A 12,386-nucleotide genomic window follows, 5' to 3' on the forward strand; every position below is an offset into this window, starting at 1 on the left:
AAGCTAATCACGATCTCTGCACGAGGCAGAAGCCGGAATTAGTTGCCGGTCAGCTTCTCGCGCAGTGCAGCCAGTGCTTCGTCCGAAGCCAGGGTGCCTGCATCGGTGGCTGGCGCCTCCGAGGAGTACGAAGCTGGAGCTGGCTCGGAACCACCGGCAGCAGCAGGCTCTGCTTCTGCGTCGGCAGCGATAGCGGCAACAACCTGCTTCTTGTGTGCTTCCCAACGCTCCTGGGCAGCAGCGTACTGTGCTTCCCATGCAGCGCGCTGGGTGTCGAAGCCCTCGAGCCATTCGTTCGACTCTGGGTCGAAGCCCTCTGGGTACTTGTAGTTGCCGGCCTCGTCGTACTCTGCAGCCATGCCGTAGAGTGCTGGGTCGAACTCGGTGCCCTCTGGGTCAACACCTTCGTTAGCCTGCTTGAGCGACAGCGAGATGCGGCGGCGCTCCAGGTCGATGTCGATGACCTTGACGAACAGTTCGTCGCCAACGGAGACAACCTGCTCAGCCAGTTCAACGTGGCGAACTGCAAGCTCGGAGATGTGAACCAGGCCTTCGATGCCGTCTTCGACGCGTACGAACGCACCGAATGGAACCAGCTTGGTAACCTTGCCCGGTACAACCTGACCCAGTGCGTGGGTGCGGGCGAAGGTCTGCCAAGGATCTTCCTGGGTAGCCTTCAGCGACAGGGAAACGCGCTCGCGGTCCAGATCGACTTCCAGAACCTCTACGGTTACTTCCTGGCCAACCTCGACAACCTCGGATGGGTGGTCGATGTGCTTCCAGGACAGCTCGGAAACGTGTACCAGGCCGTCTACGCCGCCCAGGTCCACGAATGCACCGAAGTTGACGATGGAGGAAACAACGCCCGGACGAACCTGGCCCTTTTCCAGCTTGTTGAGGAAGGTCGAGCGAACCTCGGACTGGGTCTGCTCGAGCCATGCACGGCGGGAAAGCACAACGTTGTTGCGGTTCTTGTCCAGCTCGATGATCTTGGCTTCGATTTCCTGGCCGATGTATGGAGCCAGGTCGCGCACACGGCGCATCTCGACGAGCGATGCTGGCAGGAAGCCACGCAGGCCGATGTCCAGGATGAGGCCACCCTTGACAACCTCGATGACGGTACCGGTAACGACGCCGTCCTCTTCCTTGATCTTTTCGATGTCGCCCCAAGCGCGCTCGTACTGCGCACGCTTCTTGGACAGGATCAGGCGGCCTTCCTTGTCTTCCTTGGTCAGGACCAAGGCTTCGACACTGTCGCCAACGGTGACAACTTCACCTGGGTCAACGTCGTGCTTGATGGAAAGCTCGCGGGAAGGGATGACACCTTCGGTCTTGTAACCGATGTCGAGCAGAACTTCGTCGTGGTCAACCTTGACGACGGTGCCTTCGACGAGGTCACCATCGTTGAAGTACTTGATGGTGGCGTCGACTGCGGCCAAGAAGTCCTCAGCAGATCCAATGTCGTTGATTGCGACGACTGGTGCGCTGTTGTTCTCGTTCGAGGTGATGGTCATGTAGTAGGGACTCCGATGTGGATAGATTTGATCAGTCGAAACCCCGGAAGTCCCGGAATTTCGAAGGGGGTAGAACATGAATGCGGACATGACGAAGCCATGGCACGCTGTTCAAGTCTACGCGCCTAGCACACCGCGGGTCAAAGCGTAACCCGCTAACATCCTCGCCAGCATTTTGTGAACTTCGTCATATCAACCGGATAATGCGACCCGTCCCACTAGAAACCGTGCGGCGTGAAACCCTCGCGAGCCACGTTGAACAAGTGCACCCAGTCCCCCGCAGTTCCCCCGCCGACCAGTTCGGCGCGTCCCGAATCCAGCAATTGGTCCAGCTGCACGGTGCCCAGGTACAGTCCCGCCAGCTCCCGCTCCGAAAGCGCCACACGCGGCAGCCCGGAGTCGGCCTGCCCGTCCTCGATCCGGCTCACCGTGGCGCGGGAATCGGACACCTCGAAGAGGTAGGTTCCGGAGATCAGCTCCAGCCGGTCGCTCACGCTCAATAGCAGCCGGGCATCGCGCTGGTAGCCGCGCGCTTGGAAGGCGGCAACAACATCGAGCACGCGCAGCCACAGCACATCGTCAATGGAACGCACGTGGTAGTCCCGCACGTTCTCCAGCACTTGGCGCAGTGGATCGGCCACCGGGCCTTGGCCATGCACTTCTTCGACCAGATCATGGTTGCCCAGGTACTCGAAGAGCTTGATGCGCGCGGCGTCGCTGGTGGCCACCAGCTTATGCACCACCAGCTTCGCCTTGGGCTCGTCCCACCCGCCGAACTTGTAGGTGGCGAATCCGCCGAGCTGGCCAGCGTCATCGTAGTAGGCGGCAAAACGCAGGTTCTTCGGCTTCTCCAGAGTCTCCCAGGTGTCCCAGCGGCCCAAGGCAAAGCCATTGTCGAATTCGGTGCTGTCCACGGATCCGAACGTCTGCTCGAGCGCGCGCACGGCCAGCGCGGCATAGCCGGGCCCGAAATGCTGCGGATCGGCGTCCACCACCCGGCCGGGTACCTGCACGCGCAGCTTCACCCCGTGGGCGCACTTGAGCGTGAACCGGCTTTGGTAGGTAGCTGGCTCGAAGCCGTACCGCCCGTAGATCGTCGCTTCCGACGCGGTCAAAGCCGCAATAGGGAAAGCCGCCTGCTGGGCATAGGCCAGGTCTGCGGTGATTTGCCTGGACAGGATGCCGCGGCGCCGATAGCTCGGCGCGACGGTGACCGCGGAGATCTTGTGCGTTGCCACCGGCGCCTCGCCGCCGGCATTGAGCAGCCCGGGGAATGCTCCATAGGTGTGCACCGGGTAGGTTGCATGGCGCGAGTGCGGTTCGGCCTGCTGATCGAACACCAGGGAGAAGCGCATTTTCTGCGCATAAGTCAGGTCCAGGTAGTGCGTCCAATTGGGCTCTTCGGGCAGCTGCTCGTAGAAGCCGATCCCGGTGGCCTGATGGAACAACTTGATCGATTCGTCGAGTTCAGGACTGCGGATCGCAGCCTGGCAGGTCCGGGTTTCCAGCTGCGGCGGGGTCTCTGGTCTCATCGTGCTCCTTGGCGAGGAAATCGGCTGATCACAGTCTATGCGCCTGTCCGGCCGGCGCAAGGGGTGCATTCACCAGGCTTCGGAGAGCGTGGTGAACCGCAGGCCGGAATCCAGCGCCTGCCCCAGCCCGAGCGCCACGCCCTTGGCAGTACCCGAGGCGGGCTGGTTGAAGTGCCCGATGCCGACGTCCCCGGCGGCCAGCTGGCGGACCTGGGCGGCCACGGCCTGCGCGCCAAAGGTCGCCCCGGCGTCCAGGTTGACGGTGAAGTTCATCGGCACCACGCCCAGGTCCCGGCACATTGCCGCGCCGGCTTCGTCCATATGGGCGGTGCCGGAGCGGAAGAATTTCGCGGTGATGCCGAACTGGTCGGCCAGATACCGCTGGTTGCCCATCACCTCGTCGTAGGCCTGGCCGATCGACTCCGTGCCCCCGATGCCGTAGGCTGCCTGCCCGGAAGTGGCCAGCGGGGCGTGGCTGGTTCCGTGGTTGGCGATCTCGAACAGCTCGTCGCTTACCAGCTCGTCCATCAGCCGCGCATTGGCGCGTGCCCAGCGTTGGTTCACGAAGAGGGTCGCGGGCACCTGCTTGGCGCGCAACGCGTCCAGCAGGGCCCCATCCACCCCCGAGCCCCGGGGTCCCCCGCAGGCATCGAAGGTCAACGCCGCGGCGGCATTGCCCTTGGGCAGGCCCAGCTCGATGCCCGGGACTTCCAGCCCGAACTGCCCTGCAGGAACATTCTTGAACTTTGCCATGACCTGGCTCCGGCTCGGATACACCGTCTGGAGGCTGGCGGTAGGCCGGGGCGAAGCAGTGGCGGTGGGCGAAGGACTCGCCGTTCCCGAGGCCGACGCGGACCCGGCTCGTTCCGCCGGTCCGCCGGTACTGCAACCGGAGACCAGCGCGGCGGCCAGCGCCCCCAGCCCCAGGCTTCCGGTTTTCAGCGCCCAACGGCGCGAGTAGTGCTCCAAGTTCGTCTCTTTCCCCAAGCCCATTCGATCCTGCCGAAAGGGGCAGGAACACCCGCGGTGCCCCTGCCCCTTTCGATTGCCGCCCCTAGTGCGCGGCGTCGTGCCAGGTCCGGCCGATGCCCGGCTGGACGTCCAGCGGCACCAGCAGATCTGCGGCCTGTCCCATTTCGCGGGTCACCAGCTCCTGCACTGCCTCCAGCTCCCCCTCGGCGATCTCCAGGATGAGTTCGTCATGGACCTGCAGCAGCATCCGGGACTTGTACTGCCCGGCGCGCAGTCCCTCATCGATGCGCAGCATGGCCACCTTCACCAGGTCGGCGGCCGAACCCTGGATCGGGGCGTTCAACGCGGCACGCTCGGCGATGTCGCGCAGCCGGCGATCCGAGCTGTTCAGCTCCGGCAGGTAGCGGCGGCGTCCGAAAATGGTTTCGGTGTAGCCATCCTTGCGGGCCTGGTCGACGACCGAACGCAGGTAGGTGCGCACGGCACCGAAGCGGTCGAAGTAGTCCTTCATCAGCTTGCGGGCCTCGTCCACGCCGATCTTCAGCTGCTTGGACAGCCCGAAGCTGCTCAGCCCATAGGCCAGGCCGTAGCTCATCGCCTTGACCTTCGAGCGCATCTCCGAGGTGACCTCTTCCGGCTCGACGTTGAACACGCGCGAACCGACATAGCGGTGCAGGTCCTCGCCGTTCTGGTAGGCCTCGATCAGCCCCTCGTCTTCGGACAGGTGCGCCATGATGCGCATTTCGATCTGCGAGTAGTCCACTGTCAGCAGGCTCTGGTAGCCGGCCCCGACCATGAAGACGTCGCGGATGCGCCGGCCCTCTTCCGAACGCACCGGGATGTTCTGCAGGTTCGGGTTCAGGCTGGAGAGGCGCCCGGTCGCGGCCACGGTCTGCGCATAGGTGGTGTGGATCCGGCCATCATCGTGGGTGGCCTTGAGCAGGCCGTCCACGGTCTGGCGCAGCTTGATCGCGTCGCGGTAGGCCATCAGCGCGACCAGGAACGGGTGCCCGGTCTTGATCAGCAGATCCTGCAGCGACTCGGCATCGGTGGTGAAACCGGTCTTGATCTTCTTGGTGCGCGGCAGATCCAGCTCTTCGAACAACACCACCTGCAGCTGCTTCGGGCTGGAGAGGTTGACTTCGTGGCCGATCGCGGCGAACGCGTCGTTGGTGGCCTGGTCCACCTGCTCGGTGAAGTGGGCACGCAGTTCGTTCAGGCGATCCACGTCCACTGCCACGCCGGCGCGTTCCATCTCGAAGAGCACCGGAATCAGCGGCAGCTCCATCTCGGCAGCCAGTTTGTCCGCGTGCTTCTCGGCCAGCTTGGTAGCCAGGTAGGCGGAGAGGTCGTGGATGGCCTGCGCCTGGGCCAACGTTGGCTCGGCAAGATCCGAAGTGAGCCCCAGATCCAGTTCGCCTTTCTTGGCCTGATGCACCGGCACGGCGTACTTCAGGTGGTACTGCACCACGTCCACCAGGTCGTGGCTGCGGCGATCGGGCTGGATCAGGTAGGCGCTGATCAAGGTGTCGTCCTTGATGCCGGCGATCCGCAGCCCGCGCTCGATGAGCAGGTGCATGGCGGCCTTGGCATCGTGGAAGAGCTTCGGCGCGTTCTCATCGGCCAGGAACTGCGCAAGCACGCCTTCGGTGGCTTCATCGAGTTCGGCCAGTTCCAGCCAGAGGGCTTCCGACCCGCGGAAAAGGGCCAGACCCACGGCTTCGCCGTCAACCGCAGCAGGCTGGATTGCGATCGGCGCGCCCTTCCCGGCCCCGATGAATCCGTCCAGTGCGTCGGCATCGGCGCCGAGCACCCGGGAGAATTCGGCAACTTCGGGTGCCGCTTCCTCTTCCTGGGCTGCAAACAGGTCGAACAGGCGCTTGCGCAGGGTGTTGAATTCCAGCGCGTCGAACAGGTTCTCGATCTCTTCGCGGTTCGGGGCTTCGAGTTCCATCTGATCGAGCGTGACCGGGAGTTCCAGGTCGTGCTTGAGCTGGTTCAACCGGCGGTTGCGGGTCACGTTGTCCACGTGCTCGCGCAGCGACTCGCCGACCTTGCCCTTGATGTTCTCCACATTCTCCAGGATGCCAGCCAGGTCCCCGTAGAGGTTGATCCATTTGGCGGCGGTCTTCGGCCCCACACCTGGCACACCGGGCAAGTTATCCGCGGTTTCGCCGACCAGAGCCGCCAAATCCGAGTAGCGCTCGGGACGCACGAAGTACTTGGCTTCCACCGCTGCGGCATCCATCGGCGGGATATCGCTGATGCCCTTCTTCGGGTACAGCACCAGGGTCTTGTCGGTGATCAGCTGGAAGGCGTCGCGGTCGCCGGACACCACCAGCACGTTGAAACCGGCCGCTTCGCCCTGGGTGGCCAGCGTGGCCAGGATGTCATCGGCCTCGAAGCTCTCCAGGGTGATCGAAGGGATGTTCATCGCCTTCATGACTTCCTGGATCAGATCGATCTGCCCGTAGAACTCTTCGGGCGTCTTATTGCGTCCGCCCTTGTACTCGGTGTACTCCAGCGAGCGGAAAGTCGGGGTGTCCAAGTCGAAGGCCACCGCAACGTGGGTGGGCTTTTGCTGGCGGATCATCGTCAGCAGCATCGATACGAATCCGTGCACGGCATTGGTGTGCTGGCCGGTGCTTGTTGCGAAGTTCTCTGCAGGCAGCGCATAGAACGCGCGGAAGGCCATGGAGTGTCCGTCAATAATCAGCAGTCTCTTGTCCGACGAGGCAGTCGGTTTGGTAGTTTCGCTCACACCTGAAAGCCTAGTTGCCATGAGCGACAATTTCACTTCTCGAACCACGCAATCTTCGGCACATCCGTTTGACGCGCAGCTGGCCCGCCACGGTATTCCCGAATCCATGTGGCCCTACCTGCTCCACAATGGCGTGGGCGAACTCGTGGAGAAACTGGAAATCATCTTCACCGGGTTCGAACCCCAGCGCGTTGCCGCCACCATGCCGGTGGCGGGCAACACCCAGGTCTACGGCATCCTGCATGGCGGCGCTTCGGCGGCACTTGCCGAAACCCTCGGTTCGATGGCCGCTGCGCTGCACGGTGCCGGCCGGGCCAACCCGGTCGGCGTGGATTTGAACATCACCCACCACAAGGCCGGGCGCACCGGGCTGGTCACCGGGGTATGCACGCCGGTGCATCTGGGCCGCAGCAGCACCTGCCATGAGATCGTGATCAGCAATGAGCAGGGCCAGCGTGTCGCGACCGCTCGCATCACCAATATGCTGCTGCCGGTCGAAAACTGATCCCCGCAGGCGCCGTTCGCGCCAAGCGCGGCGGATCCGGCTTTTCCGGAACGCTGGCCCTGGCCAGCAGGTCCCCCTGGCCGTTTAGCCGATCGCGTAGCGCGAGAGGAAGATATCCGCGCCGAGCTCGGTGATCCCCAGGGCCGAGAGCCGCGTGCTGATCCCGCGGCCAAAGATATTGGCCCCGTCGCCCAGCACCTCCGGAACGGTGACCAGAAGCAGCTCATCGAGCGCATCGGCTTCGACGAACGCCCCAGCCAGGTCGGCACCGCCAACCACCCACACGTCCCCGGCCCCCGCGCTCTGGGCGATGTCCCGGCTCCAGAAGCCCACCTCGCCGCGGATGAAGGTCAGGTCCGCTCCGGGCAGTGTCGGCAGTTCATGGTGTGTGAAGACCCACACCGGCTTCTCGCCGAACACCCACGGCACGGTTCCCTCGGCAGCATCGCGGACGATGTTCTCGTAGGTCTTGCCTCCGATCACTACGGCGCCGACGCTCCCGAAGAACTCGTCGAAATGCTTTTTCACTCCCGGCTGCGTGGCATAGGGGATGAACCATTGGACGCTTCCGCTGCGATCGGCGATAAAACCATCGATGGAGGCACCCACGTAGTACTTGAAGCTAGTCATGGCTCCAGTCTAGGGGTGCCTCCATCGAAGGCAATATCAAGTTGTCGAGGGACCCGAAAATCGTGTCGGATCCGCCCGCAGCCGCGAGCAGTTCCTAGTGGCTCGAGGAGAAGCCCAGGATCGCTTCGCTCAGCTGCGGCACGATCAGCACCACGCCGAAGAGGACGATCAGGCCGCAAATCGCGAAGCAGGCGTAGGCTCCGGCATTGCTCAGGCTCTGGTTGCGGCCCTCGTCCTTGGCAACTGCCAACAGGCGGACGCCGAAGGAGTAGGCCGCCACGATCGCCATCGCGGAAAACCAGGTGATGGCGGCGACGATGAGAAAGGCTGTCCAGTCAATCATGAATTATCGGCTTCCTTCTGCGCTGCGGCAGCCTTGGCCAGCTTGGCTTCCGCCTTGGCCTTGGCGCGGCGCTCCTTCTTGGTCAGGATGTTCACCGCTGCACCCGAGTTATCGATGTCGGAAATGTTCGACTCGTGGTCATGCGGCTGCTTGCGCGAGAGGAACCAGATGGTCAGCATGGCGCCGGTGCCGGCGATCGCGACGATCACGATGCCGATGGTGCCCAGGTGGGTGATCGCTGCGGCCACGCCGCCGACGGCCGCGGCTGCTGGCAGGGTGAACAGCCAGCCCAACGCGATGCGTCCCGCGGTGCCCCAGCGGACTTCGCCGCCCTTGCGGCCCATGCCCGAACCGATCACGGAGCCGGAAGCTACCTGGGTGGTGGACAGCGCGAAGCCCAGGTGCGAGGAAGTCAGGATCGCCGAAGCGGTGGACATCTCGGCTGCGAAGCCCTGCGCGGGCTTCACGTCGGTCAGGCCCGAACCCATGGTGGCGATGATGCGCCAGCCGCCGGTGTAGGTACCCAGCGCGATGGCGAAGGCACAGGTGGCAACAACCCAGAACTGCACGCCGGAGTCGGAATCCTGCAGGCCAGAAGCCACCAGGGTCAGGGTGATGATGCCCATGGTCTTCTGCGCATCGTTAGTGCCGTGGGACAGCGCGACCAGCGAGGAAGAGAAGATCTGCCCGTAGCGGAAGCCGCCGCGCTTGGGCGCCGCGCCATTCTCGCGCTTGGTGATCGCGTAGGCCAGCTTGGTGCACAGGTACGCGGAGATGCCGGCGATCACCGGCGCGCACAGGGCCGGAAGCAGCACCTTGGAGAGCAGCACGCTGTAGTTCACCGAGGCGAAGCCTGCACCGACGATCGCGGCGCCTACCAGGCCGCCGAACAATGCGTGGGAGGAGCTCGAAGGCAGTCCCAGCAACCAGGTGAACAGGTTCCAGATCACGGCGCCCATCAGGCCGGCGAAAATCATCGCCGGCCCAATAGCCACGCCCGAGGTCGGGTCTTCGTTGATGATGCCACCTGAAATGGTCTTCGCTACCTCGGTGGAGAGGAATGCGCCAACCAGGTTCAGAATTGCGGCGAGGGCAACTGCCTTCTTAGGGGAAATTGCTCCGGTTGCGATTGGGGTGGCCATCGCATTGGCCGTGTCATGGAAACCATTGGTGAAGTCGAAAAACAACGCCAAGGCAATGACCAGGACGACGATAAGCGTCAAATCCATTGAATACCAGCCTGAGGGGTCGAACGGCAAGGAAAAAGAGAACGGGCCAGAAATAGGATCCTGCGAAAGGCATTGGCGTGCAGGACTTCGTTCTAAGCGCAATTTCCATCTTAGGCGTACGGCGCAGTACGTCAATCCGGAACTTCAACCCCATCCGGGGAAAACTCGGATGAACAACTGGTTACCAGAGGGTTAACTAGCCTCCAAGCGCGGTATCGGCGCATCGCAGGCATAAAAAATGTGCGCCAAACCATAAGTGGCTTGGCGCACAATCCAGTGCTTGGCGGTCCCTACTTGACCTGGTCGACGACCGTCTCGGCTACCTGGCGCATGCTCAGGCGGCGATCCATGGAGGTCTTCTGGATCCAGCGGAACGCTTCCGGCTCGGTCAAGCCCATCTTGGTGATGAGCAGCGACTTGGCGCGATCAACCAGCTTGCGGGTTTCGAACTGCTCGGCCAGGTTGCTGACTTCTTCCTCCAGCGCGCGCAGCTCGTCATTGCGGGAAATCGCGATTTCGATGGCCGGGGTGAGGTCTGCCGGGGTGAACGGCTTGACCACGTAGGCCATGGCACCGGCTTCTCGGGCACGCTCCACCAGTTCCTTCTGACTGAAGGCGGTCAGCAAGACGACCGGGGCGATGCGTTCCTTGACGATGGCTTCGGCGGCGGTGATGCCATCCATGACCGGCATCTTCACGTCCATGAGCACCAGATCGGGCTTCAATTCGCGCGCCTTCTCCAGGGCGGTCTGGCCGTTGTCGGCTTCGGCGACGACGTCGTACCCTTCGGAACGGAGAATTTCGACGATATCCAAGCGGATCAGGGTTTCATCCTCGGCAACGACCACTCGACGCGGAGTGGATTGCACCTCGGATGGGATGCGGGTGATTTCAGGTAGTTCGCTCATTGGCGCCTTCCTCCATGGTCAGAAATCCTGCCCGCTGAATGGGCAGTATCTAGATGGTTTCAGTTCAGCGAAGCCACGTTGCCTCGGTTTCACATCTAAGCCTACTGGCATGTACTCTTGTTGAGGCGAAGACGCGAGGTTCCTGATTAGGAAATCTGGAAAACCTCTAGTAAAGTAGTCAAAGTGCCAGCCCAAGTGGCGGAATCGGTAGACGCGCCGCACTCAAAATGCGGTATCGAAAGATGTGTGGGTTCGAGTCCCACCTTGGGCACCAGCATGAAGGCCGTTGGATCGGAAATTTTCCGGTTCAACGGCCTTTTTTGCGCGCGCAACCACAGGGCACGTGCTCGAGTTCACAATCGCGCTTTGCGGGCGCCAAGGCAAAAAATCCGCCCTGCTCCAGAATTCTGGAGCAGGGCAGATTTTCTTGCTTCAGCTAGTGCGCGAAAGAGCGTCTACAGGTTTTTCGGCGTGGAGACGTTTTCCGGTGCCCACGGACCGACCTTCTCGCGAGCAGGCATCGGCTTGCCATTGACCAGCTGGCCGGCATCGGCGAGGTCGCCGACCTTGTGCACGCGCAGCGAGTTGGTGGACCCTGCCTGTCCCGGAGGGGACCCGGCGGCGATGCACACGATATCGTTGAGCTCCGCCAGGCCTTCGGAGAGCAGCGCCTCGTCCACCTGGGCGGTCATCTTGTCAGTGTGGTCGGCGTAGGCCACCAGGCGTGCCTGCACACCCCACATCAGGGTCATGATGTTGTAGGTCTGCTGCAGCGGGGTGAAAGCCAGGACCGGCTTCTTCGGGCGCAGGCGCGAGAGGCGCCGTGCCGAGTCGCCGGACTGGGTGAAGGCGACGATGTACTTCGCGTCGAGCTGATCGGCGATCTCCACCGCGGCACGGGTGATCGCGCCGCCGCGGGTCTTCGGCTGGGAACCCAAGCGGGGAATGCGATCCAGGCCGTGCTGCTCGGTCGAGGAGATGATGCGCGACATGGTCTCCACGGTTTCCACCGGGTACGCGCCCACGGAGGTCTCCCCCGAGAGCATGACCGCGTCGGCGCCGTCGAGCACCGCATTGGCGCAGTCCGAAGCCTCGGCGCGGGTCGGGGTCGGCGATTCGATCATCGATTCGAGCACCTGGGTGGCGACGATGACCGGCTTGGCCCAGCGGCGTGCCAGCTCCACGGCACGCTTCTGCACGACCGGAACTTCTTCCAGCGGCAGCTCCACGCCCAAGTCCCCGCGGGCGACCATGATGGCGTCGAATGCATTGATGATTTCTTCCAGCGCGGCCACGGCCTGCGGCTTCTCGATCTTGGCGATCACCGGCACGCGTCGGCCTTCTTCGTCCATGATCTCGTGCACGCGCTCGATGTCCTCGGCGTTGCGCACGAAGGACAGCGCGACCATGTCGATGCCGGCACGCAGTGCCCAACGCAGGTCGTCCTCGTCCTTTTCGCTCAATGCGGGAACGTTCACCGCGACGCCTGGCAGGTTGATGCCCTTGTTATTGGACACCTCGCCTCCGACGACGACCTCGGAACGCACCGAGGTCTGGTCAACTGCCAGCGCCTTGAGCTTGACCTTGCCGTCGTTGATCAGCAGGAAATCGCCCGGCTGGACATCGGTGGGAAGGCCCTTGAAGGTGGTGGAGCACAGGTTGCGGGTACCTTCGATGTCCTCGATGGTGATGGTGAATTCCTCACCAGCCTCGAGGATGTACTTGGCGTTGTCCTTGAAGCGGCCAAGGCGGATCTTCGGACCCTGCAGGTCGGCGAAGATGCCAACCGCGCGGCCGATCTCCGCGGCCGCATTGCGCACATTCGCCAGGGATTGTGCGTGCATGGAGTGGTCTCCATGGCTCATGTTCAGGCGGGCTACGTCTACGCCCGCCTTCAGTACCGCTACAGTATTTTCATAACTTGCCAGGGCCGGGCCCCAGGTTGCCACAATCTTTGCGCGTCTCATTCCGTCAGCCAAATGCCTTTCATGT

Annotated in this window: 11 protein-coding genes and 1 tRNA gene; 3 read left to right on the forward strand and 9 right to left on the reverse strand. The window is 63.0% G+C overall.

Annotated elements, in window-relative coordinates; genetic code table 11:
* Nucleotides 1-38 precede the first annotated feature (38 nt).
* The 3 genes from rpsA to ACIP6G_RS00790 form a co-directional block, all read right to left on the reverse strand.
* On the reverse strand, nt 39-1,514 hold the full coding sequence (gene rpsA, locus ACIP6G_RS00780) for a 30S ribosomal protein S1 (RefSeq protein ID WP_013349277.1): 1,476 nt from the start codon (nt 1,512-1,514) through the stop codon (nt 39-41).
* Between the two features lie 218 nt (nt 1,515-1,732).
* The gene (locus ACIP6G_RS00785; protein WP_400288153.1) at nt 1,733-3,046 is read right to left on the reverse strand and encodes a GNAT family N-acetyltransferase; all 1,314 of its coding nucleotides are present in this window, start codon (nt 3,044-3,046) and stop codon (nt 1,733-1,735) included.
* Nucleotides 3,047-3,115: 69 nt separating this feature from the next.
* A complete protein-coding gene (locus tag ACIP6G_RS00790) occupies nt 3,116-3,799 on the reverse strand; it encodes a polysaccharide deacetylase family protein (protein ID WP_400288155.1) in 684 nt (227 codons plus the stop codon).
* Between ACIP6G_RS00790 and ACIP6G_RS00795 the strand changes: the two genes are divergently transcribed.
* Nucleotides 3,798-4,007, forward strand: coding sequence for a hypothetical protein (locus ACIP6G_RS00795; RefSeq protein ID WP_400288157.1), 210 nt, complete (start codon nt 3,798-3,800; stop codon nt 4,005-4,007). The genes ACIP6G_RS00790 and ACIP6G_RS00795 overlap by 2 nt on opposite strands.
* Before the next feature lie 93 nt (nt 4,008-4,100).
* Here ACIP6G_RS00795 and polA read toward each other — a convergent pair whose 3' ends face one another.
* Nucleotides 4,101-6,713: a DNA polymerase I gene (gene polA / locus ACIP6G_RS00800; RefSeq protein WP_400288744.1), complete on the reverse strand. Its 2,613-nt coding sequence runs from the start codon at nt 6,711-6,713 to the stop codon at nt 4,101-4,103.
* Nucleotides 6,714-6,798: 85 nt separating this feature from the next.
* On the opposite strand from polA, the gene ACIP6G_RS00805 reads away from it, so the two are divergent.
* Nucleotides 6,799-7,284: a hotdog fold thioesterase gene (locus ACIP6G_RS00805; protein ID WP_400288158.1), complete on the forward strand. Its 486-nt coding sequence runs from the start codon at nt 6,799-6,801 to the stop codon at nt 7,282-7,284.
* 84 nt (nt 7,285-7,368) lie between these two features.
* On the opposite strand, the gene ACIP6G_RS00810 is transcribed toward ACIP6G_RS00805, so the two are convergent.
* From ACIP6G_RS00810 to ACIP6G_RS00825, 4 genes are all read right to left on the reverse strand, one after another.
* Nucleotides 7,369-7,914, reverse strand: a complete 546-nt coding sequence (locus ACIP6G_RS00810; protein WP_400288160.1) for a dihydrofolate reductase family protein — start codon at nt 7,912-7,914, stop codon at nt 7,369-7,371.
* Between the two features lie 94 nt (nt 7,915-8,008).
* On the reverse strand, nt 8,009-8,257 hold the full coding sequence (locus ACIP6G_RS00815; RefSeq protein WP_105656701.1) for a hypothetical protein: 249 nt from the start codon (nt 8,255-8,257) through the stop codon (nt 8,009-8,011).
* Nucleotides 8,254-9,486 carry an inorganic phosphate transporter gene (locus ACIP6G_RS00820; RefSeq protein ID WP_105656702.1) on the reverse strand — a complete coding sequence of 411 codons (1,233 nt, stop codon included), beginning with the start codon at nt 9,484-9,486 and terminating at the stop codon, nt 8,254-8,256. The genes ACIP6G_RS00815 and ACIP6G_RS00820 overlap by 4 nt, the downstream gene beginning before the upstream one ends.
* Before the next feature lie 290 nt (nt 9,487-9,776).
* The gene (locus ACIP6G_RS00825) at nt 9,777-10,394 is read right to left on the reverse strand and encodes an ANTAR domain-containing response regulator (protein WP_105656703.1); all 618 of its coding nucleotides are present in this window, start codon (nt 10,392-10,394) and stop codon (nt 9,777-9,779) included.
* Between the two features lie 189 nt (nt 10,395-10,583).
* Here ACIP6G_RS00825 and ACIP6G_RS00830 point away from each other — a divergent pair.
* Nucleotides 10,584-10,668 (forward strand) — tRNA-Leu (locus tag ACIP6G_RS00830).
* A gap of 181 nt (nt 10,669-10,849) precedes the next feature.
* Here the strand turns inward: ACIP6G_RS00830 and pyk are convergent.
* The gene (gene pyk, locus ACIP6G_RS00835; protein ID WP_133834232.1) at nt 10,850-12,361 is read right to left on the reverse strand and encodes a pyruvate kinase; all 1,512 of its coding nucleotides are present in this window, start codon (nt 12,359-12,361) and stop codon (nt 10,850-10,852) included.
* Nucleotides 12,362-12,386 lie beyond the last annotated feature (25 nt).

It is taken from the genome of Glutamicibacter sp. NPDC088483 (assembly GCF_044753145.1).
Lineage (GTDB): Bacteria > Actinomycetota > Actinomycetes > Actinomycetales > Micrococcaceae > Glutamicibacter.

Bases quoted from the DNA above. Each gene is read 5' to 3' on its own strand.
- rpsA (WP_013349277.1), bottom strand. From the start codon at position 1,514: ATGACCATCACCTCGAACGAGAACAACAGCGCACCAGTCGTCGCAATC.
- ACIP6G_RS00785 (WP_400288153.1), bottom strand. From the start codon at position 3,046: ATGAGACCAGAGACCCCGCCGCAGCTGGAAACCCGGACCTGCCAGGCT.
- ACIP6G_RS00795 (WP_400288157.1), top strand. From the start codon at position 3,798: ATGACCTGGCTCCGGCTCGGATACACCGTCTGGAGGCTGGCGGTAGGC.
- ACIP6G_RS00790 (WP_400288155.1), bottom strand. From the start codon at position 3,799: ATGGCAAAGTTCAAGAATGTTCCTGCAGGGCAGTTCGGGCTGGAAGTC.
- polA (WP_400288744.1), bottom strand. From the start codon at position 6,713: ATGGCCTTCCGCGCGTTCTATGCGCTGCCTGCAGAGAACTTCGCAACA.
- ACIP6G_RS00805 (WP_400288158.1), top strand. From the start codon at position 6,799: ATGAGCGACAATTTCACTTCTCGAACCACGCAATCTTCGGCACATCCG.
- ACIP6G_RS00810 (WP_400288160.1), bottom strand. From the start codon at position 7,914: ATGACTAGCTTCAAGTACTACGTGGGTGCCTCCATCGATGGTTTTATC.
- ACIP6G_RS00815 (WP_105656701.1), bottom strand. From the start codon at position 8,257: ATGATTGACTGGACAGCCTTTCTCATCGTCGCCGCCATCACCTGGTTT.
- ACIP6G_RS00820 (WP_105656702.1), bottom strand. From the start codon at position 9,486: ATGGATTTGACGCTTATCGTCGTCCTGGTCATTGCCTTGGCGTTGTTT.
- ACIP6G_RS00825 (WP_105656703.1), bottom strand. From the start codon at position 10,394: ATGAGCGAACTACCTGAAATCACCCGCATCCCATCCGAGGTGCAATCC.
- pyk (WP_133834232.1), bottom strand. From the start codon at position 12,361: ATGAGACGCGCAAAGATTGTGGCAACCTGGGGCCCGGCCCTGGCAAGT.